This window comes from Enterococcus dongliensis, from assembly GCF_031927985.1.
Classification (GTDB): domain Bacteria; phylum Bacillota; class Bacilli; order Lactobacillales; family Enterococcaceae; genus Enterococcus_A; species Enterococcus_A dongliensis.
This window is the reverse complement of record NZ_JARPZC010000004.1, coordinates 74,052-100,151: the sequence shown is the minus strand read 5'-3', so window position 1 is coordinate 100,151 and position 26,100 is coordinate 74,052. Positions and strand designations below refer to the sequence as shown.

23 protein-coding genes are annotated in these 26,100 nt (G+C 39.5%); 21 read left to right on the top strand and 2 right to left on the bottom strand.

Annotation, left to right across the window (positions count from 1 at the left end; translation table 11 throughout):
- Window positions 1–2: 2 nt before the first annotated feature.
- The 12 genes from lspA (at window position 3) to pyrE (ending at window position 13,036) form a co-directional block, all read left to right on the top strand.
- A complete protein-coding gene (gene lspA / locus P7D84_RS04665; protein WP_311805281.1) occupies window positions 3–464 on the top strand; it encodes a signal peptidase II in 462 nt (153 codons plus the stop codon).
- Window positions 457–1,365 (top strand): RluA family pseudouridine synthase, encoded by a 909-nt coding sequence (locus P7D84_RS04660; RefSeq protein WP_311805280.1) that lies wholly within the window; start codon window positions 457–459, stop codon window positions 1,363–1,365. Before lspA ends, P7D84_RS04660 begins: the two co-directional genes overlap by 8 nt.
- A 211-nt stretch (window positions 1,366–1,576) precedes the next feature.
- A complete protein-coding gene (pyrR, locus tag P7D84_RS04655) occupies window positions 1,577–2,113 on the top strand; it encodes a bifunctional pyr operon transcriptional regulator/uracil phosphoribosyltransferase PyrR (RefSeq protein ID WP_137603125.1) in 537 nt (178 codons plus the stop codon).
- 36 nt (window positions 2,114–2,149) lie between these two features.
- On the top strand, window positions 2,150–3,421 hold the full coding sequence (locus tag P7D84_RS04650) for a solute carrier family 23 protein (protein WP_137603124.1): 1,272 nt from the start codon (window positions 2,150–2,152) through the stop codon (window positions 3,419–3,421).
- 47 nt (window positions 3,422–3,468) lie between these two features.
- The gene (locus P7D84_RS04645; protein ID WP_311805278.1) at window positions 3,469–4,395 is read left to right on the top strand and encodes an aspartate carbamoyltransferase catalytic subunit; all 927 of its coding nucleotides are present in this window, start codon (window positions 3,469–3,471) and stop codon (window positions 4,393–4,395) included.
- Between the two features lie 13 nt (window positions 4,396–4,408).
- Window positions 4,409–5,689 (top strand): dihydroorotase, encoded by a 1,281-nt coding sequence (gene pyrC / locus P7D84_RS04640; RefSeq protein WP_311805277.1) that lies wholly within the window; start codon window positions 4,409–4,411, stop codon window positions 5,687–5,689.
- 3 nt (window positions 5,690–5,692) lie between these two features.
- A complete protein-coding gene (locus tag P7D84_RS04635) occupies window positions 5,693–6,772 on the top strand; it encodes a carbamoyl phosphate synthase small subunit (protein WP_137603121.1) in 1,080 nt (359 codons plus the stop codon).
- Complete coding sequence (carB, locus tag P7D84_RS04630; RefSeq protein ID WP_311805276.1) at window positions 6,773–9,955, top strand: carbamoyl-phosphate synthase large subunit; 3,183 nt, start codon at window positions 6,773–6,775, stop codon at window positions 9,953–9,955.
- A 32-nt stretch (window positions 9,956–9,987) separates the two neighbouring features.
- Entirely contained in the window at window positions 9,988–10,776 is a 789-nt protein-coding gene (locus P7D84_RS04625) for a dihydroorotate dehydrogenase electron transfer subunit (RefSeq protein WP_376716914.1), read from the top strand.
- On the top strand, window positions 10,776–11,693 hold the full coding sequence (locus P7D84_RS04620; protein ID WP_311805272.1) for a dihydroorotate dehydrogenase: 918 nt from the start codon (window positions 10,776–10,778) through the stop codon (window positions 11,691–11,693). Before P7D84_RS04625 ends, P7D84_RS04620 begins: the two co-directional genes overlap by 1 nt.
- Window positions 11,693–12,409, top strand: a complete 717-nt coding sequence (gene pyrF / locus P7D84_RS04615) for an orotidine-5'-phosphate decarboxylase (RefSeq protein ID WP_311805271.1) — start codon at window positions 11,693–11,695, stop codon at window positions 12,407–12,409. Before P7D84_RS04620 ends, pyrF begins: the two co-directional genes overlap by 1 nt.
- Window positions 12,410–13,036 carry an orotate phosphoribosyltransferase gene (pyrE, locus tag P7D84_RS04610; RefSeq protein ID WP_311805269.1) on the top strand — a complete coding sequence of 209 codons (627 nt, stop codon included), beginning with the start codon at window positions 12,410–12,412 and terminating at the stop codon, window positions 13,034–13,036.
- A 44-nt stretch (window positions 13,037–13,080) separates the two neighbouring features.
- On the opposite strand, the gene efbA is transcribed toward pyrE, so the two are convergent.
- Together efbA and P7D84_RS04600 are read right to left on the bottom strand one after the other, a co-directional pair.
- A complete protein-coding gene (gene efbA / locus P7D84_RS04605) occupies window positions 13,081–14,784 on the bottom strand; it encodes a fibronectin-binding protein EfbA (protein WP_311805267.1) in 1,704 nt (567 codons plus the stop codon).
- 89 nt (window positions 14,785–14,873) lie between these two features.
- The gene (locus tag P7D84_RS04600; RefSeq protein WP_311805266.1) at window positions 14,874–16,538 is read right to left on the bottom strand and encodes a phosphoenolpyruvate carboxykinase (ATP); all 1,665 of its coding nucleotides are present in this window, start codon (window positions 16,536–16,538) and stop codon (window positions 14,874–14,876) included.
- Window positions 16,539–16,692: 154 nt separating this feature from the next.
- On the opposite strand from P7D84_RS04600, the gene P7D84_RS04595 reads away from it, so the two are divergent.
- From P7D84_RS04595 to P7D84_RS04555, 9 genes are all read left to right on the top strand, one after another.
- Window positions 16,693–17,253 carry a hypothetical protein gene (locus tag P7D84_RS04595; RefSeq protein WP_137603115.1) on the top strand — a complete coding sequence of 187 codons (561 nt, stop codon included), beginning with the start codon at window positions 16,693–16,695 and terminating at the stop codon, window positions 17,251–17,253.
- 364 nt (window positions 17,254–17,617) lie between these two features.
- Window positions 17,618–18,631 (top strand): tryptophan ABC transporter substrate-binding protein, encoded by a 1,014-nt coding sequence (gene trpX / locus P7D84_RS04590; RefSeq protein ID WP_137603114.1) that lies wholly within the window; start codon window positions 17,618–17,620, stop codon window positions 18,629–18,631.
- Between the two features lie 4 nt (window positions 18,632–18,635).
- Window positions 18,636–19,532, top strand: a complete 897-nt coding sequence (locus P7D84_RS04585) for an ABC transporter permease (RefSeq protein WP_137603113.1) — start codon at window positions 18,636–18,638, stop codon at window positions 19,530–19,532.
- A 54-nt stretch (window positions 19,533–19,586) separates the two neighbouring features.
- Window positions 19,587–20,369: an ABC transporter ATP-binding protein gene (locus P7D84_RS04580; protein WP_311805264.1), complete on the top strand. Its 783-nt coding sequence runs from the start codon at window positions 19,587–19,589 to the stop codon at window positions 20,367–20,369.
- Between the two features lie 385 nt (window positions 20,370–20,754).
- Window positions 20,755–21,630, top strand: a complete 876-nt coding sequence (aroE, locus tag P7D84_RS04575) for a shikimate dehydrogenase (RefSeq protein ID WP_311805263.1) — start codon at window positions 20,755–20,757, stop codon at window positions 21,628–21,630.
- Between the two features lie 22 nt (window positions 21,631–21,652).
- Complete coding sequence (aroF, locus tag P7D84_RS04570) at window positions 21,653–22,693, top strand: 3-deoxy-7-phosphoheptulonate synthase (RefSeq protein WP_311805261.1); 1,041 nt, start codon at window positions 21,653–21,655, stop codon at window positions 22,691–22,693.
- A 92-nt stretch (window positions 22,694–22,785) separates the two neighbouring features.
- Window positions 22,786–23,844 (top strand): 3-dehydroquinate synthase, encoded by a 1,059-nt coding sequence (aroB, locus tag P7D84_RS04565; protein WP_137603109.1) that lies wholly within the window; start codon window positions 22,786–22,788, stop codon window positions 23,842–23,844.
- 3 nt (window positions 23,845–23,847) lie between these two features.
- Window positions 23,848–25,008: a chorismate synthase gene (aroC, locus tag P7D84_RS04560; protein WP_137603108.1), complete on the top strand. Its 1,161-nt coding sequence runs from the start codon at window positions 23,848–23,850 to the stop codon at window positions 25,006–25,008.
- Window positions 25,009–25,024: 16 nt separating this feature from the next.
- A complete protein-coding gene (locus P7D84_RS04555) occupies window positions 25,025–26,098 on the top strand; it encodes a prephenate dehydrogenase (protein ID WP_311805259.1) in 1,074 nt (357 codons plus the stop codon).
- Window positions 26,099–26,100: the final 2 nt, after the last annotated feature.

Genomic DNA, 26,100 nt, shown 5'->3' with positions numbered 1-26,100 from the left:
GATTGTTAATCATTTATTTATTAGTAAGTGCAGGGATCATTGGTTTAGATCAATGGTTTAAATGGTGGATCGTCAATGAATATAATTTTGGCGATAGTCAGACAATCGTTCCCAACGTATTGTCGCTGACTCATATTCGCAATACGGGGGGCGCTTTTAGTTTATTTGAAGGTCAACGGATCTTTTTTATCGTGATCACCGTTGTGGCAGTTGCCGCAGTAATTTTTTATTTAGTCAAACATTTGCATGAAAGCAAGTGGCTGACGATCGGATTGAGTTTTTTCTTAGCCGGTGCACTAGGTAATTTCATTGATCGTTTTCGTTTAGGCTATGTAGTGGATATGTTCCGATTGGATTTTATTAATTTTCCGATTTTTAATATTGCCGATATGGCCTTAGTTGCTGGAGTGATCATGATATTTATTTATATTTTATTAGATGAGAGAGATAAAAAAAATGGATAACCAGATTGAAGTAATTATAAAAGATGAAACAGGTAGGATTGATAAAGTTTTAAATGATCGTTTGGCGGAGTATTCTCGTTCTCAACTTCAACAATGGATCAAAGATGGGCATGTTTCTATCGATGGGAAACCAATTAAAGCCAATTATAAAGTCCATAACGGAGAAAAAATCATCATTACGATTCCTGAACCAGAAGTGTTAGACTTAGTTCCAGAAAATCTTGACTTAACAATCGTCTATGAAGATGAAGATGTGGTAGTAGTCAACAAACCTCAAGGGATGGTCGTACATCCATCAGCAGGGCATCCTAATGGGACGTTGGTCAACGGCTTATTGTATCAAATCAAAAATCTATCAACGATTAATGACGTCGTGCGTCCGGGCATCGTGCATCGAATCGATAAAGACACATCAGGCTTATTAATGGTAGCTAAAAATGATCATGCCCACGAAGTACTGGCTAAACAGTTAAAAGATAAGACCTCTTTACGCAAGTACATCGCCTTAGTTCATGGAGAGATTCCTCATGAAAAAGGTCGAATCGAAGCGCCAATCGGGCGTTCAAAAGTCAATCGCAAGATGCAAGCTGTTACTGAAGAAGGTAAATCAGCAGTGACGCATTTTGAAGTCTTACAACGTTTTGAAGGGTACACATTGATCGAACTGCAACTAGAAACAGGACGTACGCATCAAATCAGAGTTCATATGCAATACATTGGCTATCCGGTAGCTGGCGACCCGTTATATGGACCGAAAAAGACATTAAAGGGCAATGGCCAATTTCTCCATGCTAAATTATTAGGTTTTGAACATCCTACAACAGGTGAAATGATGGTCTTTGAAGCACCGCTGCCTGAGATTTTCAAGAAAACTTTAAAACAGTTGAAAGAAAAAGATTGATTTCTTCATCAAGGAATAGTATAGTGTTCGTAGCAAGAATAACTGAATAAGATCCTTTAAGAGTAGTCCCGTGAGGCTAAGAAGGAAGTCGATAGTGATTTAGACTAGGTGCGCCTAGAAGAACACTATCATTTTGACGAAGTTGATAACATTCCTCCTACCTAACTACGGGTAGGAGTTTTTTTATTGCAAAAATTAAGGAGGAATCAGGATGTATAAAAAAGAAGTTGTAGATGAGGTAACTATGAAGCGAGCGTTGACTCGAATTACTTACGAGATCATCGAGCGAAATAAAGGTGTACAAGATATCGTATTGATTGGAATTAAAACAAGAGGAATCTTTATCGCCCAACGAATCGCAGAACGGCTAAAACAATTGGAACATAAAGATGTCCCAGTAGGAGAATTAGACATCACCTTATATCGTGATGATGTAAAAATTCAAGAAGCAGAACCAGAGATTCATTCTTCTGATATCCCGTTTTCAATCGAAGGCAAAGAAGTGATTTTAGTTGACGACGTCTTGTTCACCGGCAGAACGATTCGAGCAGCTTTGGATGCTGTGATCGATTTAGGCCGTCCAAATCGTATTTCACTGGCAGTTTTAGTCGACCGCGGTCATCGGGAATTACCGATTCGTGCAGACTATGTTGGAAAGAACATCCCAACGGCATTGACCGAAGAAATCGTCGTAGAAATGGAAGAAAGCGATGGACAAGATCGCATCCTAATTCAAAAAGAGAACTAAATAATGAACGTGTAGTAACTAGAAAGAGGGAGCTTCATGCAAAAGTTTCACAATGATGATGTTGTTTTAGATATTCATGACCGCCCGAGTGCTGGTCATTGGGTCGGATTAAGTATCCAGCATTTGTTCACGATGTTTGGTGCGACTGTTTTAGTCCCCATCTTAGTCGGTATCAATCCTAGTATCGCACTTGTAAGTTCGGGTTTAGGAACGCTAGTTTACTTGACTGTAACAAAAGGAAAAATCCCTGCTTACTTAGGGAGCAGCTTCGCTTTTATCGCAGCGATGAAATTATTGATGAAAACTGACGGTTATCCAGCGATTGCTCAAGGAGCATTAACTTGTGGTCTGGTCTACTTGATTGTCTCTTTTATCATCCGAAAAATTGGATCTAGCTGGTTGGATAAAATTTTACCGCCAATCGTTGTCGGACCAGTCGTAATGGTCATCGGTTTAGGTTTAGCCAGCAACGCCGCACAAAATGCGATGTATCATGATGGTGTGTACAGTTTCAAATATGTATTAGTCGCTTTGATCACATTAGCATTGACTATTTTCTTTAACATGTTTTTCACTGGTTTTTTAGGATTGATTCCAATCTTGTTAGGTATCATCGGCGGGTACATCACAGCGATGATCTTTGGAATCATTGATTATCAACCGATTATCGAAGCTAAGTGGTTAGCCATGCCAGCTTTCAATGTTCCTTTTGTCAGCTATCAACCAAAATTGTACATTAACGCAATAACAACAATGGCGCCAATCGCTTTTGTCACAATGACAGAACATATCGGCCACTTGATGGTATTAAATAAATTGACCAAACGAAATTTCTTTGATGATCCTGGTTTGGATCGGACATTGATGGGGGATGGATTAGCACAAATCGTCGCAGGATTTGTTGGCGGACCACCAGTAACGAGTTATGGTGAAAATATCGGCGTTCTCGCTATCACACGTGTTCACAGTGTGTATGTCATCGGTGGAGCAGCGATGTTTGCAGTACTTTTAGGTTTTGTCGGGAAACTTAGCGCATTGATCCTAAGTATCCCAGGGCCGGTCATCTCTGGTATCAGCTTTATCTTGTTCGGTGTTATCGCAGCAAGTGGATTAAAAATCTTGATTGAAAACAAGATTGATTTTGATCGTAAGAAAAATTTGTTGATTGCTTCAACTATTTTAGTCATCGGCATCGGAGGTCTAGTTTTTGAAGCAGGCACGTTCACTTTATCTGCAATGGCTTTAGCGACAGTTTTAGGAATTATTTTGAATCTGATTTTGCCAGAACAAGCACGTAGCGAGAAATGATTACAAGCATGCTAGGTAGAAAGATTCATGTATGAGGAGGAGATTTCATGATCATCCAGTCTGAGGAAATCAGTCTGAAACATTTACTGACAATCGAGGCTTTGACCGATCAAGAGGTGATGGGGTTGATTCGTCGGGCACAGCAATTCAAACAAGATGCACGTTGGACACCGCACAAAGATCAAACCTTTGTTGCGAATCTTTTCTTTGAAAACAGCACCCGAACGCATAAAAGTTTTGAGGTTGCAGAAAAGAAACTCGGATTAGATGTGATTGATTTCGATGCCAAGACCAGCTCTGTTCAAAAAGGTGAGACGTTATACGATACCGTTTTGACCATGTCAGCATTAGGAGCAGATGTAGCTGTGATTCGCCATGGAAATGAGAATTATTATGATGAGCTGATCCAAAGTAAAACGATTCAATGTTCTATTGTAAATGGTGGGGACGGCAGTGGTCAGCATCCTTCTCAATGTTTATTGGACCTCATGACAATCTATCAAGAATTTGATCATTTTCAACGCTTAAAGGTTGCAATCGTTGGCGATATCACTCACTCGCGAGTCGCCAAATCAAATATGCAAATGTTAAAACGACTTGGAGCAGAAGTTTACTTTTCCGGTCCGGAAGAATGGTACGACACAAGTTTTGATGTTTACGGAACTTATCGACCATTGGATGAATTAGTATCACAAGTGGATGTCATGATGCTTTTAAGAGTCCAACATGAACGACATGACGGTCAAGAAAGTTTTTCAAAAGAAGACTACCATAAAAGATATGGCTTAACACTTGAACGAGGCCGACAACTAAAAGATCGAGCGATCATCATGCATCCGGCACCCGTTAATCGCGATGTTGAAATTGCTGATAGTTTAGTTGAAAGTTTACAGTCTCGCATCGTTTCACAAATGACAAATGGCGTCTATATTCGGATGGCTATTTTAGAAGCAGTACTCAGAGGAAAAGCGTAAAGGGGCAGATAAAATGAAAACATTGATTAAAAATGGAAAAATCGTGACAAAAGGTAATCAAACAACTACGTGCGATCTTTGGATAGAAGACGGCATTATCGCTGGGATTGGAAAGGATTTTTCAGACATAGCATTTGATCAGGAATATCAAGCGAATAATCAGTTGATCACACCAGGCTTAGTCGATGTTCATGTTCATTTACGAGAACCGGGTTTTACTTATAAAGAAACAATCAAAGATGGTTCGAAAGCTGCTGCTCATGGCGGATACACGACAGTCTGTGCAATGCCAAATTTGGATCCAGTCCCTGACACAGTAGAAAAATTCAATGAGGTAAAAGCCTTGATTGCAAATAATGCAGTGGTCAAAGTCCATCAATATGCACCAATTACTGAATCACTTCGCAGTGAGGTCTTAACTGATCAAAAAGGCTTAAAGGACGCTGGAGCATTTGCTTTTACTAATGATGGTGTAGGAGTCCAAACTGCTGGCACGATGTACTTAGCAATGAAAGAAGCCGCAAAAAATAAAATGGCCTTAGTCGCTCATACTGAAGATGAATCATTATTATTCGGCGGCGTCATGCATAAAGGAACTGTTAGTGAAAAATTAAATCTTCCAGGAATTTTAAGTGCTACAGAATCTTCCCAGATTGCAAGAGATTTGATATTAGCTGAAGAAACAGGTGTTCATTATCATGTCTGTCATGTATCTACTAAAGAAAGTGTTCGAATCATTCGTGAGGCAAAAGCCGCTGGGGTTCACGTAACAGCTGAAGTTTCTCCTCATCATTTAATCTTGGTTGATGAAAATATTCCAGAAGACCACGGTTACTGGAAAATGAATCCTCCGTTGAGAGGATCTGAAGATCAGGCAGCATTAATCGAAGGACTGCTTGATGGGACGATTGACTGTATCGCAACAGATCATGCTCCTCATGGATTTGAAGAAAAAAATCAAAGCTTTTTGAAAGCACCCTTCGGTATAGTCGGCAGCGAGACAGCTTTCCAATTGATTTACACACACTTTGTTGAAACAGGACGCTTTACTTTAGAACAAGTGATCGATTGGATGGCAGTCAAACCGGCAGAGATCTTTGGTCTAACTGTAGGTACTTTAACGATCGGTCAACCAGCAGATCTTGCGGTATTTGATCTAGATCATGAAGAAAAAATTGATGATAAAAAATTTGCATCACTAGGAGTGAACACACCATTTACTGGCTGGCCGGTTAAAGGTGCAACACTGATGACCTTTGTGGATGGTCAGTTGGTATACAACAAGGAGGACTAGACGTTGAAAAGACTTTTAATTTTAGAAGACGGCACAGTATTTGAAGGCGAAGGATTTGGAGGTGAAGCAACGGTAGCTGGTGAGGTCGTTTTTACTACCAGTATGACAGGGTACCAAGAAACCATCACTGACCAAAGTTTCAACGGACAGATCATCACCTTCACCTATCCGATGGTAGGAAATTATGGTGTGAACCGTGATGATTATGAATCAATCGCGCCAACATGTAAAGGTGTAATCGTTAAAGAACATGCGCGTCTAGCCAGTAACTGGCGTAATCAAATGACGCTAGATGAATTTTTGAAACGAAAAGGAATTCCAGGAATCGCTGGAATTGATACACGAGCACTTACGAAAAAATTACGCAGCGTAGGGACGATGAAAGGCAGCATCGTTGATCCTGCTGATCAGTTGGAACATTCTTTTGACCAGTTGAAAGCAACGGTTTTACCGACCAATCAAGTTGCTCAAGTTTCTACGGTGACGCCTTATCCAAGTCCAGGTGTAGGTCGAAATGTAGTAGTGATCGACTTTGGTTTGAAACACAGTATTTTACGGGAATTATCCCGCCGAGAATGTAATCTGACGGTAATGCCGTATAATACGGATGCTCAAATGATTCTTGATCTTTGCCCCGATGGCGTTATGCTGACTAATGGACCGGGAGATCCGAAAGATGTTCCAGAAGCAATTGAAATGATCAAACAAATCCAAGGGAAAGTACCGATTTTTGGAATCTGTCTTGGCCATCAGTTATTCGCATTAGCTAATGGTGCAGATACTTACAAAATGAAATTTGGCCATCGGGGATTAAATCATCCTGTTCGTGAGATTGCCACAGGGCGAATTGATTTTACTTCTCAAAATCACGGCTATGCTGTTGATGAAAAAACGATTGATTCTGAAAATTTGATGATCACACATGTAGAAGTCAATGATGGCACAGTTGAAGGTATTCGTCATCGAAATTATCCTGCATTTAGTGTGCAATATCACCCAGATGCTGCACCAGGGCCACATGATGGGGTTCATTTATTTGATGAATTTATGGAAATGATGGATGCATGGAAGGAGCAAGCATAAATGCCAAAACGTACAGATATAAAAAAAATTCTCGTTATCGGTTCAGGACCGATCGTGATTGGACAAGCTGCAGAATTTGATTATGCCGGCACTCAAGCTTGCTTAGCATTGAAAGAAGAAGGGTACGAAGTCGTTCTAGTCAATTCAAATCCAGCAACGATCATGACCGATCAAGAAATCGCAGATACTGTCTACATTGAACCAATTACTTTAGAGTTTGTTTCCCGTATTTTACGCAAAGAATTGCCAGATGCAATCTTACCGACACTTGGTGGACAAACGGGTTTAAATATGGCAATCGAACTAGCTGACTCAGGAATTTTAGATGAATTAAAAATCGAATTGCTCGGGACAAAATTATCAGCCATTGATCAAGCTGAAGATCGTGACTTATTCAAACAATTAATGGAAGAATTGGATCAGCCGATTCCTCAGTCTGAGATCGTCAATACTGTGGAAGAAGCAGTCGCTTTTGCCAATACAATCGGGTATCCAATCATTGTTCGCCCAGCGTTTACACTCGGTGGAACCGGCGGCGGGATGTGCGACAATGAAGAAGAGCTTCGAACCGTCGCAGAAAACGGCCTGAAACTTTCCCCAGCAACCCAATGTCTAATTGAAAAATCAATCGCAGGTTTTAAAGAAATCGAATATGAAGTGATGCGTGATTCGGCAGATAATGCCATTGTCGTATGTAATATGGAAAATTTTGATCCAGTCGGCATTCATACAGGAGATTCGATTGTTTTTGCTCCAAGTCAAACTTTATCGGATTATGAATACCAAATGTTACGAGATGCTTCTCTGTCAATCATTCGAGCGTTGAAAATCGAGGGCGGATGCAATGTTCAGTTGGCACTTGATCCGCATAGTTTCAATTACTATGTCATTGAAGTCAATCCAAGGGTCTCTCGCTCATCTGCTTTAGCAAGTAAAGCGACAGGTTATCCAATTGCTAAACTAGCAGCAAAAATCGCAGTAGGACTTACCTTAGATGAAATGAAAAATCCAGTCACAGAAACAACTTACGCTGAATTTGAACCAGCGTTAGATTATGTCGTAGCGAAAATTCCTCGTTGGCCCTTTGATAAATTTGAGAATGGTGAACGGATATTAGGGACACAGATGAAAGCAACAGGCGAAGTTATGGCGATCGGTCGAAATATCGAAGAGTCATTGCTAAAAGCGGTTCGTTCATTAGAAATCGGGACGTATCATGCGGAATTACCAGAATTACACGAAGTCACTGATGATGAATTAACTGAAAAGATGGTCAAAGCACAAGATGATCGGTTGTTTTATCTGACAGAAGCGATTCGTCGCGGATATTCGATCCAAGAAATCAATAAATTGACAAAAGTTGATTTGTTTTTCTTAGATAAATTACTTCATATCGTCGAATTAGAAGTGAGCTTATCACAAAACAAAAAAGATAGTGTTAGCTTAAAACAAGCCAAACAAAATGGATTTGCTGATGTGAAAATCGCCCAACTTTGGGAGATGACCGCAAACGAAGTACGTGAATTTAGAATTGCTGAAAAAATTCTCCCAGTCTATAAAATGGTTGATACTTGTGCGGCAGAATTTGAATCACAGACACCGTATTTTTATAGCACGTATGAATTTGAAAATGAAAGTGTTCGTTCCGATAAAGAATCGGTCTTAGTCTTAGGTTCAGGTCCGATCCGGATTGGACAAGGCGTGGAATTTGATTATGCGACGGTACATTCAGTCAAAGCCATTCAAGCTGCCGGCTATGAAGCAATCATCATGAACAGCAATCCAGAAACAGTTTCTACTGATTTTTCGGTCTCTGATAAATTATACTTTGAACCATTGACCCTAGAAGATGTGATGAATGTAATCGAATTGGAGCAACCAATTGGTGTAATCGTCCAATTCGGTGGCCAGACTGCGATTAATTTAGCAGAACCTTTGGTAAATAATGGAGTCAAAATATTGGGAACAGCTATTGAAGATTTGGATCGAGCAGAAGATCGCGATCAATTCGAACAAGTTTTACAACAATTATCAATCCCGCAACCACCTGGTGATACAGCAACAAGTGCCAAAGAAGCAGTAAAAATCGCTGAAAAAATTGGTTATCCAGTCTTAGTTCGTCCAAGTTATGTGCTAGGAGGACGCGCGATGGAAATCGTTGAAAATCAATCGGATTTAGAAGATTATATGGCAAATGCAGTCAAGGCTTCGCCAGAACATCCTGTTCTAGTTGACCGCTACTTGATTGGTAAAGAATGTGAAGTAGATGCGATTTGCGATGGAGAAACTGTTTTGATACCAGGGATTATGGAACATATTGAACGAGCTGGGGTTCACTCTGGTGATTCAATGGCTGTTTATCCGCCACAAACTTTCTCGGCGGAACTAAAAGCGACGATTGAAGACTATACACGTCGTTTAGCGCTTGGGATGAACTGTATCGGTATGATGAACATCCAATTTGTCATCCATAATAATGAAGTATTCGTTATCGAAGTTAATCCGCGAGCTAGTCGGACAGTTCCATTTTTAAGTAAAATCACAAATATTCCAATGGCTCAAATCGCCACAAAAGCAATTTTAGGCCAAAGTCTAAAAGAATTGGGCTACCAAGATGGACTGTATCCAGAAAGTGAGCTGGTCCACGTCAAAGCACCAGTGTTCAGCTTTACAAAGTTACAAAAAGTTGATACTTATTTAGGACCTGAAATGAAATCAACTGGTGAAGTAATGGGAACAGATCGGAATTTGGCAAAAGCTTTGTACAAGGCTTTTGCTGCGGCAGGACTCCATCTACCAGAATTTGGTGCAGTCTTGTTTACAGTCGCAGATGAGACGAAAGAAGAAGCATTGGATTTAGCTAGACGTTTCAAAGATGTTGGCTATAGTTTGATCGCAACGGCAGGAACTGCTGAATTCTTTGAAAAAAATGGGTTGAGTGCAAAGAAAATTGCTAAAATTTCTGAATCAGACAATCACAATGTCATTGATTTCATCCGTAATGGAGAAGCACAAGTTGTTATCAATACAATGGATAAAAATCGGCAAAATGTTTCAGAGGATGGCTTTATCATCCGGCGTGAAGCGGTAGAACATGGTGTACCATTGTTCACATCTTTAGATACTGCAGATGCTATTTTGCAAGTAATGGAATCACGCGCATTTTCAATTCAAAAAATTTAACTTTACAGAGTGGAGCATGCTTCACTCTGTCGATTTATAGGGAGGCCGTTATGAAGCAAGAAGTGATGACGATTGTTCGTCAAAAAGAGTTAGCACCGAAAATCTATGAATTAGTTTTAACAGGGGAATTAGTTAAAGAAATGTCGATGCCTGGACAGTTCTTACATATTCGAGTGCCAAGAAGCGATTTATTGTTACGTCGCCCAATCAGTATCAATCAATATGATCAAGACGAAAAAACTTGTACGATTATCTACCGCGTTGAAGGAGAAGGGACTAAGTGTTTCTCAGAACTTTCAGCTGGAGATCAATTAGACGTCATGGGACCGTTAGGACATGGCTTTGAAATTGATGAATTACATGCGGGTGATACAGCATTTATCGTTGGAGGTGGGATCGGTGTGCCGCCGCTTTATCAGCTTTCTAAAGATTTAACAGCTAAAGGTGTCAAAGTTGTTCACTTTTTAGGTTTTGGAACTCAAGAGGCAGTTTATTACGCCGATGAGTTTCAAGCATTGGGAACGACCCGCTTTTCAACTGATGATGGGACATTTGGCATTCAAGGGAATGTCGGGAATTTATTATTAGCTGAATCTATTCAACCTGATGCGGTTTTTGCTTGTGGAAATAACGGATTATTAAAAACAGTTGAGCAACTTTATTCTGAAGTTGCAAATGTTCAACTTTCAATTGAATCTCGGATGGCCTGTGGGATGGGGGCGTGTTATGCCTGTGTTTGTCACGTGCCAGGAGACGAAAATAAAAGTGTTAAAGTTTGTGAAGACGGTCCCGTTTTCCAAGCAGGGGAGGTCATCTTTTAATGAGTATCGCAGTGAAATTACCAGGATTAGACTTGAAAAATCCGATTATGCCAGCTAGTGGTTGTTTTGGTTTTGGAAAAGAATATGCCGATTATTATGATTTGAACCAATTAGGTGCCATCATGATCAAAGCAACGACGCCAAACGAGCGCTTTGGCAATGAAACACCGCGTGTAGCAGAAACGCCTAGTGGTATGTTAAATGCAATAGGCTTACAAAATCCTGGCATGGAAGTGGTATTAAGAGATATTTTACCAAGTTTGGAAAAATACCAAGAACTACCGATCATCGCCAACGTTGCCGGTGCTTGTGAAGAGGATTATGTAGAAGTTTGCGAAAAAATCGGGGACGCACCTAATGTAAAAGCAATCGAATTAAATATTTCTTGCCCTAATGTAAAACATGGTGGGATTGCTTTTGGAACAGACCCAGAGGTTGCTTATCGGTTGACAAAAGCAGTCAAAGAAGTTGCAAATGTTCCAGTCTATGTCAAACTGAGCCCAAACGTAACAGATATTGTTCCTATCGCAAAAGCAATTGAAAAAGGTGGAGCAGATGGCTTTACAATGATCAATACGTTGTTAGGTATGCGAATTGATTTGAAGACGCGTCAACCAATCCTTGCTAATCGTACCGGCGGATTATCTGGTCCAGCTATTAAACCTGTAGCAATTCGTTTGATCAATCAAGTTGCAGCAATTAGTGAACTACCGATTATTGGTATGGGGGGCGTACAGACAGTAGATGATGTCTTAGAAATGTTTATGGCTGGTGCTAGCGCAGTAGCTGTCGGAACTGCCAATTTCACTGATCCATACATCTGTCCAAAATTAATCGATGAACTGCCGATTCGTATGGCGGAACTAGGAATCGAATCCTTAGAGCAGTTACGACAAGAAGTCAGAGGTGCTTTTTAATGGAAAAACGACCGATTATCGCTTTTGATTTTGCTTCAAAACAAGCGATTGAAAAATTTTTGACCTATTTTCCAAATGAAGAAAAATTATTCGTCAAAATCGGAATGGAACTTTTTTATCAAGAAGGCCCTGCAATCGTGACTTTTTTGCGAGAGCAAGGACACGATATTTTTCTGGATTTAAAACTTCATGATATTCCTAACACCGTTCAAAAAGCAATGCGTGGTATCGCGAAATTGGGAGTCAAGATCACAAATGTGCATGCGGCTGGCGGAATAGAAATGATGCAGGCTGCAAAGCTCGGATTGATTGAAGGAACTGAGGATAAACAAGCAATCCCTGAATTAATTGCGGTGACTCAATTAACTTCTACTAGCGAAAAACAAATGCATGAAGATCAATTGATCACTGTCAGTTTAAAAGAAAGTGTCTTGCATTATGCAAAGATCACAGAAAAAGCTGGATTAGACGGTGTTGTTTGTTCTGCTCACGAAGTAGAACAAATCCATCAAACGACCAATAATGCATTCATCTGTTTAACACCAGGTATTCGTCCGCAAGGTGCTAGTATCGGTGATCAAAAACGGGTGATGACACCTGCTAAAGCTCGTGAGATTGGTTCGAATTATATCGTGATCGGCCGACCAATCACACAAGCTGAAGATCCTTATCAAAGTTATTTGCAAATAAAAAAAGAATGGAACGGTGACGAATAAATGATCGCAGAACAAATCGCTAAAGACTTATTATCAATCGAAGCAGTCGCTTTAAGCCCAGATGAACCTTTTACTTGGGCCAGTGGGTTAAAATCGCCCATTTATTGCGATAATCGTGTGACGATGAGCTACCCGAAGGTTCGCCGCGCAATCGCCAAAGGATTAGCGGAAAAAATCAAAGAGACTTTTCCAGAAGTTGAAGTAATCGCTGGAACTGCGACGGCTGGGATTCCGCATGCTGCTTGGGTGGCAGAGATTTTAGATTTACCGATGGTTTATATTCGCAGCAAAGCCAAAGATCATGGTCGTGGCAATCAAATTGAAGGCCGCATTACAAAAGGACAAAAGATGGTCATTATCGAAGATTTAATCTCTACAGGCGGCAGTGTGTTAGAAGCTGCTGCGGCTGCTAACAGAGAAGGTGCTGATGTATTAGGCGTAGCCGCAATTTTCACCTACGAACTTCCCCAAGGAAAACATAATTTTAAAGCAGCTGATTTACCGCTAGTTACACTGACAAATTATTCTACTTTAATTGAAAGTGCGCTACAAGAAAACTATGTTACACAGGAACAACTCACCTTGTTAAAGAAATGGCGTCAAGATCCTGAAAATTGGTTGAATTAAACAAGTTTTTCACCAATCTATTTCTATCAGAAAAACGGAACAGCCTAAGCTGTTCCGTTTTTGCGTAATCGTTCAATAGATTCTTCTTCTGGTGTTACGAATAGGGTCTTCTGATTCTCATAAATAACAAATCCTGGCTTAGCACCATTTGGTTTATGAACGTGTTTAACGGCGACATAATCCACAGGTACTTGTGCTGATTGACGAAACTTAGAGAAATAGGCAGCTAGTTCAGCAGCCTCTGTTAAGGTTTCTTCACTAGGCTGATCATTTTTTATGATTACATGAGAACCAGGAATATTTTTTGCATGTAACCAAATATCTGTTTTACGAGCTTGTTTTAAGGTTAGTTGATCATTTTGGAGATTGTTCTTTCCAACTAAGATCTCAGTCCCGTCACTTGCAATAAAATGTTCTGGTTTGGAAGCAGCTTGTCTTCGATTTTTTTTACTGCGTTTTTGCTTTAAGTAACCACTAGCGACAAGTTCTTCTTTGATGACTTCGATATCCATTGGACCGGCAATTTCTAATTGCGCTAAGATTGATTCAAGATAGGCAATCTCATCTTTTGCTTCAGCAATTTGATCATAGATTAATTTGACCGCATTTTTTAGCTTTTGATATTTTTGAAAATATTTCTGTGCGTTTTGATTGGGAGTCAATGCAGGATTCAATTTGATTGTAATCGGCGCATTGTCTTCATAATAATTTTGCAATTCAACCGTTTTGGCACCACGCGGCACTTGTGCCATGAAAGTCGTCAATAACTCACCATCACGACGAAATTCTTCCGCATTTTCAGAATCACGTAAAGTTTTTTCCCGTTTTTCAAGTTTTGTTTGGTTGCGCTTGATCTCATTATCGACCTTTCGAATTAGGTCATTGCCTAACTGTTTGACCCGATCTTTCTCGGCTTTTTCTCCATAAAATGCATCCAGCAAGGCACTCAGATTCGGATAAGCCGTTGATTGTTCAAAGGTTTTAAAAATAAGCGGTGCGAAGAATTCTTTTTTATTTTTCAAACCAAGAGTAGGAGTAAGGTTTTTCTGAATATCTTGCCAAAAATTAGTCCAAACAGTCATTTTTTCATTGGGACTTTCTAATAGACGAAAAGCCAATTCAGCAGCTGTATCTCGTCCCAACCCTTGAAAATGCTGCTGCAAATACTTGCCATCTAGCGTTTCAGCAGTGGAAAGGATTTTGAAGACATATTCTTTTTCAGCATGAAAAGGATTTAATTGCGCTTGTTTTGGCGGTTCAATATATTGACTGCCGGGCAAGATGGAACGGTACGTATTTTGAGAATGGCCGATATGCTTGATCGCGTCTAAAATTTTTCCTGTCTGTTTATTTAGTAAGACGATTGTTGAGTGACGCCCCATCAATTCTACGATTAAAACGATGTTTTGCAAGTCTCCCAGTTCATCGCGTTTGCTGAAAGTAAAATGAACAACTCGGTCATTTTCGATTTGTTGAATATCTTCTAAAATCGCACCATCTAAATGTTTTCGCAGCATCATGACAAAATTAGGCGGATTATCAGGATTTGTATAGGCAATCTCAGTTAGTTGGATACGAGCATAACTAGGATGAGCTGAAAGCAGCAGCCGCTGGTTTTTTCCTTTGGCACGGATTACTAATACTACTTCATTTTCGTAAGGCTGATGAATCTTAGCTATTCTTCCGGTAACAAGTTGACTGTGTAATTCTTGTACCATTGCATGGGTAAAAACTCCATCAAAGGACATTTTTTATCCCTCATTTCTATTCATAATACATTCATTATAAACAAAAAAGTGTCAATGACCAACTAACTCATCAAGAAGTTGGCTATTCTCTAGTTGTGTAGAGACTCAGAATACCGATGAAGCTCATCAAGCAGTTGTAAAAGTAGTTGCTCTGCTTCGTCTGGTAAGCGGTCATAACCTGCTTGATAAGTTTTACGCGTCTGGACAAAAGCCAATCTAGTTTCTAAACGTGTCAATAAATGACTCAAGTAAGTACGGTTATTGAAATCAGGCACATGATTTTCAACAGGTAGATACTGCAATTTTTTAAGTGGGCCAAAAGGTTGAAATGTTGCTGTTCCTGTAATGACTTTTTCAATGCTATCCAGCGTTTCTTCAGGCGTGATATTGCGTCCTTGAAAATCTCCTGTGTTCAAAAGAAAACAAGCAGTTTGTTGTTGAAACAATTCTTTGAAATCTTGGTAGTCTTCTTGCAGCGGATAACAGCGAAAAGGATTGGCAAAAGGTTCAATGACTAACTGCTCTGCAGTTTGATTGCGGATATTCTCAGCTGTCGAACGTTTTGTTGCAAGGGTCGCTCCAAAAATTGCGGCAAGAGAAGGATCATCTACTTTGATTAATGGCGGCAGACTGTTATCTTTCATAATCCAATAAAGCCCATCGACTTTTTCTGCGATATGATCCACACGATTAGGTGTTGCAAATCGACTTTTAATACTGCGTCCATTGCCGTTACGAATATCTTCTGTAACTAAAACTTTTTTGTTTTGTTCATCTAAGGTAACACCGATATTTTGAGCGGTGACGATATAATTAATCTGTTCACTGGTCATAGGATAATCTTGTGTTTTATCGAAATAAGCAGGTTCTAGTGCAGTAGTGGAACCTTTCTCTTTTGAGATGACAAAAGCATCGTCATGAAGGACGTGGACACTGCCTTTATTTTTAGGTTTCGCCAAAGTAATCGTAGATTTTCCTGAACCCGAAAGACCAAAAGCAGCTAATGTATATTTTTTATCTTCCAGTAAGTATTGTTTCATTCCGCCGTGACAAGCAATAAAACCATTGCGATGAGCCGTCGACCAAGCTAGTGTCAAAGTGGCTTTTTTTAATTCGCCGAAATACCGCAAACCTAAAATCCCGGCACAATTGTGAAGTGGATCAATTACTACAACTCCTTCAGGAAAATCAGGATGTGTCCAATCGGGATCAGCAAAAATAAAAATATCGCCAGTATTGATTTTCACAGATTGCTGATAAAAAAGGTGTTTGGCATCCCCGATTTGAAAGTTTAGTAAATAAGAGTAAAGATTCGGGCTATAATCAGCTGGCAGCATCAAATGTGATTTGATAGTAAACTCTTGATTCAGCCCCACGATAACTTCTCCCGAATAGAATTGTTTTGTTCGGGCTTTAAAGACAGCTTCTCGTAAAAGTTCACTATAAAAAGCAGCATCGATTTCTTGCTGACCGGTGATTCGTCGAGCAGCAGCAGTTCGGCCCACAATCTCACCGTCATTAGTCACTAGTACTTTTGCATCGGTGGGTAGCTGTAATTCATTTGTAAAAGCAACATCCAGATCTGTTGTGATCGTACCTGGACTAGCCTTTGCTAAAGCATAGGCATCTGTTAAATGTCGGATTTTTGAAACATTATTTCCATAAAAAGCCGTTTCAATTACGCTGCGAATACTAGAAAAAAGTGGATTATCCTTGGTTATATTTTTACGTGAAAAGTGTTCAATACTACTCATCTTAAAACCTCCTCAATAAGTTCTCAAATGTATCGTATCATTTAAATAAAGCGCTAACAATAAAATAGGAGCGATCTTGCAAAATGAAGTCCAGCGACCTGGTAGCGCTTTTAAGTGAAAAACAATATAATGAAAAAGAGGAGGGCCGTTTATCGTGAAAAGATATTTAACATTAATAAAAGAAAAAAGTCTGGATCTCTGGGAGAGATTTATTAACATCGTATCAGAGAATGAACGACGCTCTCTGATGATTACAGCAAGCTTAGTACTTGTTGCGCTCATTTTCTCTGTTTCTGTACTCTTTGCACAAAAGACGATTCGTCAGGATCAATTAGATGAATTGGTTTTTCGTTCATTGAAGTCAGATCATTTAATTCCGCTGGATTATCAAACAGTGGATCAAAAAGTAAAGGATACAAAGGCTATTTCAATCATGTTCAGTCAGCCAAGAGGGACATCTTTTGAAAATGTGATGACACTCCTTGATGATCCAGCGCAAGAAAGAATGCTGAATCGCAGGTTTTATTATTATCCCATAGTTTATGATAGTGAAGCTATCGCAAAAAAATATCGGCTTGACCCACGTCAAGTAACGTTCATTTTCTTTCACAATGGTAAAGAAAAAAATCGTTTCGTAGTTGAAGGATTAGACGATTTAAACGAAGCTTTCATCCCTGAACTAAATCGGTTACCGATGTGGAACTTAAAGAAATAAAATGAGAGTTCAAAAAAATAAATGAGTTTTTTTTAATAAAAAGTATTGACAGCTGTTTTCTTTTTCGGTAAACTAACGTCAACATCAAAAACCAAGAAGGAGTGACATTCATGAGACATGCAAACTTATCTGATCAATTGAATAGCTGGCAAAACTGGCGTAGATAAGTTGTATTTATGGATTCACTCATAGATACAACGTTTAGACAACTTCTAAATTTTGTATCTATGCTGGATATTTTTTCATGCTTATTCCCGCATAGAGACTATCTATGCGGTTTTTGTTTTTTTAGACAACTACCGTAGAATTTTTGGGTAGTTGTCTTTTTTATACACAAAAATAAAAAAACTTGGAGGAATAAATTATGAAAAATAAAGGGATTATTGGTTCAATCATCGCATTAGCAGTTGTTTTAATCGGGGTATTCGCTTATCAAATGGGGTCGCGTCAAACCGATGCTGCTACAGATAAAAAGACAGAAGTAAAAACAGTCGGGATTTTACAATTCATCAGCCACCCATCATTAGATCAGATTAAAGACGGTGTGATTGAAGGACTAAAAAAAGAAGGTTACGAAGATGGGAAAAATATCAAAGTTGAATTTTTAAATGGTCAAGGTGATCAAAGCAAATTAAATAGTATGAGTCAGCAATTATTAGAAAAAAAATCAGATGTATTAGTCGGAATCGCAACACCAGCAGCAAAAGCTTTAGCAAATGCAACAAATGATACGCCGATCATCATGGGAGCAATCAGTGACCCTGTCAGCGCCGGCTTAGTTAAGAATTTGAAAAAACCAGCTGGAAACGTCACTGGGGTAAATAATTTGACACCAGTTGATCAACAAATCGATATGGCAAAAGAACTCTTTCCAAAGGCAAAAACAGTTGGAATGATCTATTCATCCTCTGAAGAAAATTCGAAATCACAGATTGAACGAGCAGAAAAGAAAGCAGCTGCAGTAGGCTATACTGTAAAAAAATATGCAATCTCTTCAAGTAATGAAATTGCGACGATTACACAGCAAGCTTGTAAAGAAACAGATTTCTTATATATCCCGCAAGACAACACTATCGCTAGTGCATTCCAAACATTAATCAGTGAATCTGATAAAGCAAAAAAACCAGTCTTTGTTTCTGTTGACAACATGGTCAAAGAAGGTGGGATTGCAACAGTCGGACAAAATCAATTTGATCTAGGAGTTGAGACTGGAAAAATGGCAGCTGCTGTTTTAAGTGGAAAATCAACGCCAGCCGATACACCAGTAAATGTAATCGATTATGGCGACATGATTATCAATGAAGAAAAAGCAAAAGAGTTAGGTATTACGATTCCAGCAAACATCAAAGAAGAAGCCGAAGTAGTTAAAGGAGAATAGACAAATGGTAATCTCAGCAATTGGACAAGGATTTTTATGGGGAATTTTAGGCTTAGGGATTTTTATGACCTATCGAATTTTGAATTTCCCTGATATGACAACAGAAGGATCGTTTCCATTAGGCGGTGCGGTCTGTGTGACGGCTATTACAAATGGGGTGTCACCGATTCTTGCGACTCTTTTAGGGATCTTTGCAGGAATGTGTGCAGGCTTCATTACCGGGATTCTTTATACTAAAGGAAAGATTCCCGTCATCTTAGCAGGGATTCTCGTTATGTCGGGATTAAATTCAGTGATGCTCTTTATTATGCAGACGCCGAACCTTTCTTTATTGAATCAGCCTAAGATTCAGGATTTTTTTACTAAGTTAAAACTACCTGATCATTTTGATATCGTTTTGTTAGGATTAATCGCTATTTTGATTATTATCGCCTTGTTGTTGTTTTTCTTTTTCACTGATTTTGGTCAAGCGTATATTGCAACAGGGGACAATGAAAATATGGCTCGTTCAATTGGTATCAATACCGATCGAATGAAAGTGATCGGTCTAACGTTATCTAATGGAGTGATTGCTTTATCAGGTGCCTTGATTGCACAAAATGATGGGTATGCTGATATTGGTAAAGGAGTCGGTGTAATCGTTATTGGGTTAGCCTCGATCATCATCGGTGAAGTGTTATATGGTGAAGTTACGTTTGTCGAACGCTTAGTTGCGATCGTTTTAGGTAGTATCATTTATCAACTCTTGATCTTAATCATTATCAAAGTTGGTTTGGATACGACATATTTGAAAATCTTCTCCTCAATCATCCTAGCTTTGTGTTTGATGATCCCTCGTTTAAAAGAAGCATTGAACTTGAAGACGGGTTTAGAAAAAAAGAACGATACTACTTCTCGTTAAATGACATGAAAAAAATCTTGGAAATGACTTAAGTTATTAGTAAGGAGTGAGTCAATGAATGCCTTAGAAGTAAAACAGGCTAGTAAGACAATCAGCAATGGAATCAACGATAAACGCAAGATCTTAAACCAAGTAGATCTGACGATTGCCCCTGGAGAATTTGTCACAATTTTAGGCGGGAATGGTGCAGGGAAAAGTACACTTTTTAATAGTATTTCTGGTAATTTACAATTAGATAGCGGAACTGTCTCAGTAATGGGAAAGGATCTAACGAAGCTTTCTGAAGAGCAACGCGCGTCTTCAATCGCTCGTGTCTTTCAAGATCCTAAAATGGGGACTGCTCCTCGTTTAACAGTGGCTGAGAATTTGGGCTTGGCTGAAAAACGCGGACAAAAACGGCGATTGCGTCAACGTCAGCTCAATCAAAAAAAAGAACTGTATCGCGAATTGTGTCGTCTAACTGGCAACGGCTTAGAAAATCATTTAGATACGCCTACTGGATTTCTTTCTGGAGGACAAAGACAGGCGTTGAGTTTGCTGATGGCGACCATTACCCAACCAGATTTATTATTATTGGATGAACATACAGCTGCACTTGATCCTAAGACGGCCAAACAATTGATGAAATTAACGGACCAGCGAATCAAAGAAGAGAATCTGACTTGTTTGATGGTCACCCATAAGATGGAAGATGCCTTGCATTATGGTGATCGTGTGATCGTTATGGAAAAAGGAGAGATCATCAAAGACATCCGTGGTGAAGCGAAGAAACAGTTATCGTTGACCGATCTATTTTTGCTTTTTGAAGAAAGTGAAACAACAGTAAATGAGATGTAAATAAAAAATATTTACAGAAAGATTAAAAAATAGGTTGACTTATTACAGAAACAAAACTATACTAAGTTCAATCTTAAATCACAGTTTGGAGCGATCTTTATGAATAAGAATAAGAGTACGCACACACAACTGAATAATTATTACTTTAGCTATTTTAGATAGGTTTGTATTCATGTTTCATGGATGCAGACGATACCAGTTTGTATCTATGATGGCTAGAGATATTAAGTATGACTTAATGCCACATAGATGAAAATCTATAGTGGCTTTTTCTTTAGGATTTTTTGAGAGGCTAGGCTCATTGTAGATTTTCTACAATGGGCCTTTTTCATATTTAACGTGTTGATTGAAGGTTGACGATTTTTATAAGAAGGAGTGAGGGAAGATGGAAAATGAAATTTCAGGAAAGACACGATTAGCTGGATTGTATGCATTACCAGCAAGACACAGCTTTTCACCGATGATGCATACGACATCATTTAAAGAAACAGGGGTCGATGCAGTCTATCTAAGTTTTGATGTTCCGCCAAAAAGACTTGGCGAAAGTATCCAAGCCGTTCGTGACCTTGAAATGTTGGGAATCAATTTATCAATGCCTCACAAGATGGAAGCTATCAAATATGTCGATGAGTTAAGTCAAGCCGCTCGATTGATTGGAGCAATCAACACAATCGTAAATCATGACGGTAAACTGATTGGACATAATACGGATGGTATCGGCTGTATGGAAAGTTTAAAACAAAACGGGATTGACATCATCGGCAAAAGAATGACGATTCTTGGTGCAGGCGGTGCAGCAACAGCGATTATCACACAAGCTGCGATTGACGGTGTAAAAGCCATTGATGTATTTAACATCAAAGATGAGTTTTATCAAAAAATCAAACCAAAACTTGCTGAGATTGCAGAAGAGACTAATTGTCAAATCCAGTTGCATGATTTAGCGAAGGAACAACAATTATCGAATGCTCTAGCAACCAGCAGTCTATTGATCAATGCCACAAGAATCGGGATGGCACCAAAAACTGATCAAATGCCTTTGTCTGAAGCATTGTTAAGAAAAGACTTGCCAGTTTTTGATGTGATTTATCACCCTGGTGAAACAAAACTATTAACAGCTGCTAAAGCAATCGGCGCAACCGCAGTTAATGGCTTGGATATGTTGCTTTATCAAGGTGCTGCCGCATTTAAATTATGGACAGGAAAAGAAATGCCAGTAGCATTGATTCAACCGTTATTAGAAAAAGAAATTAAAAAATAAAAAAGTGAAGGAAGTTATTATTATGATCTTAATTATAAAAAAAGGAATCCAAGAATCAGAGTTATCACCTATTTTATCAAGAATCAAAGAAGAAGGATTAGGTGTTCAAATTAATCGTGGAAAAGACCGTTTAGTTCTTGGTCTATTGGGCGATCCAAAAATCATCCAAAATGTTCCATTCCAAGCATACAGCGTAGTCGAACGAGCAGTCGCTATTTCAAATACTTACAAATTGACATCCAGAGAATTTCATCCTCAAGATACTGTTGTTGATGTTGAAGGGGTAAAAATCGGTGATGGTAGTTTTGTTACAATGGCTGGTCCTTGTTCTGTCGAAGGGGAAGAACAAATTATGGAGACGGCACGTATGGCTAAAGCCGGCGGCGCAAAAATCTTGCGTGGCGGAGCTTACAAACCACGTACGTCACCATACGCTTTCCAAGGATTAGGTGAAGAAGGTCTGAAAATCATGCGCAAAGCAGCAGATGCACATGGCTTAAAAGTAATTACTGAAGTAATGGATGAAGCGCATATCGATGTTGTTTGTCAATACGCAGATATTATTCAAATTGGTGCACGAAATATGCAAAACTTCCGCTTATTGGAAGCTGTAGGTAAAACAGGCAAACCAATTGGATTAAAACGTGGGATTTCTGGAACAATCCAAGAATGGTTGAATGCTGCTGAATACATCGCAGTACAAGGCAATTCAAACATTATTTTCATCGAACGAGGAATTCGGACTTACGAAACTGCCACACGGAATACATTTGATTTAAGTGCTGTACCGTTGATTAAAAAATTAAGTCATTTCCCAATTATTGTTGATCCAAGCCATGGTACAGGTGTTTGGGATCTAGTAGGATCAATGGCTCGTTCAGGAGTTGCCAGTGGTGCTGATGGAATGATCGTTGAGATCCATCCTGATCCATTACATGCTTGGTCTGATGGGGAACAATCATTAAATGAAAAAAATTACTTGAAAATGATGAGTGAAGTCGAAATCATGGTTGAAGCAATGAAAAAAATCAACGAACTAACAAAAGAACCGTCACTTATCTAATCAGAAGCGCGACACGATTTTCTGCCATTTTCGATTTGGGAAAATCGGGATGGCAGAAATAAAAGGATGGATAGAGACCGGAGGAGACTGTCATGGAAATTGTTTTATCAGAAAAAAGTTACGAAATCGTTGTAAAGCGTCATGCATTAGAATCTGTGGGTGAATGGATCGCTTCGCTGTGGCAAAATAAAAAAATCGCTATTATTAGTGATGATCATGTATTTCCTATTTATGGCGAGAAGATTTGTCAACAATTAACTGATTATGAGGTTGCTCATTACGTTATTCCAGCAGGTGAGAACAGCAAATCACTAGATATGGCAAATACTCTTTATGATTTTTTGGCGGATCAGCATTTTACCCGCAGTGACGCGGTCATTGCCTTAGGCGGCGGTGTCGTTGGCGACCTAGCTAGTTTTGTCGCCTCTACCTATATGCGAGGCATCGCGTTTGTTCAAATTCCGACTTCTTTATTAGCACAAGTTGATTCAAGTATAGGTGGAAAAACAGCGGTAAATTCAAGTAAAGCAAAAAATATGATTGGTACATTCGCTCAGCCTGACGGAGTTTTGATTGATCCGGAAACATTAAATACCTTACCTGAACTTCGAATCCGTGAAGGTATTGCAGAAATCATCAAATGCGGTGCTATCAGTGATTCTTCATTATGGCAAGATCTTGAAAAATTAACCGGGGTCCAAGACCTTTTAGCTCACAGTGAAGCGATAATCTTAAAAGCCTTACAAGTAAAAAAAGCAGCTGTCGAAGAAGATGAATTTGATAACGGCGCACGTTTACTATTAAATTTCGGACATACTATTGGACATGCGATTGAAAATACCGCCGGATACGGCAAGATCAGCCATGGCGAAGCAGTAGCAATCGGCATGATAAAAATATCGCAAACAGCCGAAAAAAAACACCTTTCTCCGGTTGGTATCACACAAGAAATCATCGCGATGAATCAAAAGTACCAATTGCCGATCGACTATCAACCTTGGGAAGCTGAAAAATTCTATGCTGCGATCACACACGATAAAAAGGCACGAGGAGAAAGTCTGAATATCGTCTTATTAAAAGAGATCGGAAAAGCATTTATTCAAAAAATCAAATTGACAGAAATCAAAGACTATTTAATAGAAGGGAAGTAGCTTATGCGTTACTTAACAGCTGGCGAATCACATGGGCCAGAACTAACGACGATCATTGAAGGAATTCCAGCAGGCTTGACACTTTCTGTTGAAGCGATTAATCATGAGTTGGCGAGAAGACAGGGCGGCTATGGTCGTGGTGGCCGCATGAAGATTGAAAAAGATCAAGTGCGCATCACTTCTGGCGTACGTCATGGTCAGACATTGGGCTCGCCAATCACTATGATTGTCGAAAATCGTGATTGGAAAAATTGGCAGAAAGTTATGTCTGTTGAAGCTGTTTCTGAAAAGGAACAAAAATTACGCCGAGTGGCAAAACCACGTCCAGGACATGCCGATTTAGTTGGCGGAATGAAATATCATCATAGTGACTTAAGAAATGTTTTAGAACGTTCTTCTGCTCGTGAAACGACGATGCGAGTAGCTGTCGGAGCGATTGCTAAGCAGATTTTAGCTGCTGTAGAAATTGAGATTGCTAGCCACGTGGTGATACTGGGCGGCATCGAAGCAAGTATCCCAGAAAAATTAAGTGTTAAGGATATCCAAGCTAAAACAGCTATTTCAGAAGTCAATATGGTGGATGGATCAGTTGAAGAGTCTGTCAAAAAACTGATCGATCAAACGAAAAAAGCAGGCGATACAATTGGAGGAGTCGTAGAAGTCCGAACAGACAACATCCCTGCAGGTCTTGGCAGTTATGTCCAATGGGATCATAAGCTTGATGGGAAGATTGCACAAAGCATATTGAGTATAAACGCCTTTAAGGGAGTTGAATTTGGAATCGGTTTTGAAGCAGCTCGTCAACCAGGTTCAAAAGTCATGGATGAAATCATTTGGGATGATGGATATAAACGGACAAGTAATCATCTTGGCGGCTTTGAAGGCGGCATGACAAATGGAGAGCAAATCATCGTGCGTGGTGTAATGAAGCCAATCCCGACCTTATATAAACCACTTATGAGTGTTGATATCGATACAAAAGAACCCTACAAGGCAAGCGTTGAGCGTTCTGATAGTACAGCCGTTCCAGCAGCTTCTGTCGTTGCAGAAAATGTCGTTGCAACAGTATTAGCAGAAGAAGTTTTAGAAAAATTCTCGTCAGATACGATGGATGAGTTACAACAAGCAGTAAAAGCATATCGGGAAGCAATCAGGAATTTTTAAGAGAGAGGGTACGTCTATGAAAAAGCGAGTGTTCGTCTTAGGACTTGGTCTAATCGGTGCGTCACTTTGTAGAGCCATCAAAAATCCAGCAATTGAGTTGTTTGGTTGGGATCATTCATTGGAAACCCGGAAGATTGCTCACGAAGTTGAACTGGTTGATCAAATTACTTCTATTGAAAGAGCACCTGAGATGGATGTTATTATTTTAGCCGTACCCGTTCGTTCTACGTTGCACTACTTACATGAATTAGCACAACTTCCATTGAAAAAAACTGTGATTGTTACAGATACTGGCAGTACTAAAAATGAAGTCATGAAACAAGCGCAAGATTTCCCTTTTACATTTATTGGAGGTCACCCAATGGCGGGATCCCATAAATCGGGTGTCAAAGCAGAAAATCCTAATCTTTTTGAAGAAGCTTATTATATTTTGACACCGCCAGAAGGAGTCGAAGTGACACCATTAATCGAATTATTGGCACCGACTCGGGCAAAATTTGTCGTTCTTGAACCTGAGTCTCATGATGAGATTGTGGGCGTATTGAGTCACTTACCTCATATTGTAGCATCTGGACTAGTTAGAATGAGCGATCATTTAACGGAGGAATATCCTCGCGCAACACAACTAGCGGCAGGAGGATTCCGAGATATTACACGAATCGCCTCATCGGATCCGCAGATGTGGACAGATATTTTATTGACCAATCGTTCAATTTTATTAGACCTATTGGGTAAATGGCAAACAGAGATTTCAACTATCCGTGAAAATTTATTGGAGCAAGATCAATCAGCAATCTATGATTTTTTTAGTCAGGCGAAACATTCTCGGGATCACCTGCCGATAAAAGATCGGGGAGTTATTCCAGCTTTTTATGATCTTTATGTCAATATCCCGGATACTGCGGGAGCTATCGCAACTGTTATGACACTGTTAAGCCAAGCGGGGATCTCTATTATTAACTTAAAGATCCAGGAAACACGTGAAGATATTTTTGGAGTCTTGGAACTCTCATTTAAGAATCAAGCAGACTTGGAAAAAGGGCAATTAGTAATTGAAGAAGCAGAATTCCATTGTTGCAGAAGGAGTTAACA

What these genes read in the sequence shown, in the direction of transcription:
- P7D84_RS04660 (WP_311805280.1), top strand. Translation starts at nt 457, where the DNA reads ATGGATAACCAGATTGAAGTAATTATAAAAGATGAAACAGGTAGGATT.
- pyrR (WP_137603125.1), top strand. Translation starts at nt 1,577, where the DNA reads ATGTATAAAAAAGAAGTTGTAGATGAGGTAACTATGAAGCGAGCGTTG.
- P7D84_RS04650 (WP_137603124.1), top strand. Translation starts at nt 2,150, where the DNA reads ATGCAAAAGTTTCACAATGATGATGTTGTTTTAGATATTCATGACCGC.
- P7D84_RS04645 (WP_311805278.1), top strand. Translation starts at nt 3,469, where the DNA reads ATGATCATCCAGTCTGAGGAAATCAGTCTGAAACATTTACTGACAATC.
- pyrC (WP_311805277.1), top strand. Translation starts at nt 4,409, where the DNA reads ATGAAAACATTGATTAAAAATGGAAAAATCGTGACAAAAGGTAATCAA.
- carB (WP_311805276.1), top strand. Translation starts at nt 6,773, where the DNA reads ATGCCAAAACGTACAGATATAAAAAAAATTCTCGTTATCGGTTCAGGA.
- P7D84_RS04620 (WP_311805272.1), top strand. Translation starts at nt 10,776, where the DNA reads ATGAGTATCGCAGTGAAATTACCAGGATTAGACTTGAAAAATCCGATT.
- pyrF (WP_311805271.1), top strand. Translation starts at nt 11,693, where the DNA reads ATGGAAAAACGACCGATTATCGCTTTTGATTTTGCTTCAAAACAAGCG.
- pyrE (WP_311805269.1), top strand. Translation starts at nt 12,410, where the DNA reads ATGATCGCAGAACAAATCGCTAAAGACTTATTATCAATCGAAGCAGTC.
- efbA (WP_311805267.1), bottom strand. Translation starts at nt 14,784, where the DNA reads ATGTCCTTTGATGGAGTTTTTACCCATGCAATGGTACAAGAATTACAC.
- P7D84_RS04600 (WP_311805266.1), bottom strand. Translation starts at nt 16,538, where the DNA reads ATGAGTAGTATTGAACACTTTTCACGTAAAAATATAACCAAGGATAAT.
- trpX (WP_137603114.1), top strand. Translation starts at nt 17,618, where the DNA reads ATGAAAAATAAAGGGATTATTGGTTCAATCATCGCATTAGCAGTTGTT.
- P7D84_RS04585 (WP_137603113.1), top strand. Translation starts at nt 18,636, where the DNA reads ATGGTAATCTCAGCAATTGGACAAGGATTTTTATGGGGAATTTTAGGC.
- P7D84_RS04580 (WP_311805264.1), top strand. Translation starts at nt 19,587, where the DNA reads ATGAATGCCTTAGAAGTAAAACAGGCTAGTAAGACAATCAGCAATGGA.
- aroE (WP_311805263.1), top strand. Translation starts at nt 20,755, where the DNA reads ATGGAAAATGAAATTTCAGGAAAGACACGATTAGCTGGATTGTATGCA.
- aroF (WP_311805261.1), top strand. Translation starts at nt 21,653, where the DNA reads ATGATCTTAATTATAAAAAAAGGAATCCAAGAATCAGAGTTATCACCT.
- aroB (WP_137603109.1), top strand. Translation starts at nt 22,786, where the DNA reads ATGGAAATTGTTTTATCAGAAAAAAGTTACGAAATCGTTGTAAAGCGT.
- aroC (WP_137603108.1), top strand. Translation starts at nt 23,848, where the DNA reads ATGCGTTACTTAACAGCTGGCGAATCACATGGGCCAGAACTAACGACG.
- P7D84_RS04555 (WP_311805259.1), top strand. Translation starts at nt 25,025, where the DNA reads ATGAAAAAGCGAGTGTTCGTCTTAGGACTTGGTCTAATCGGTGCGTCA.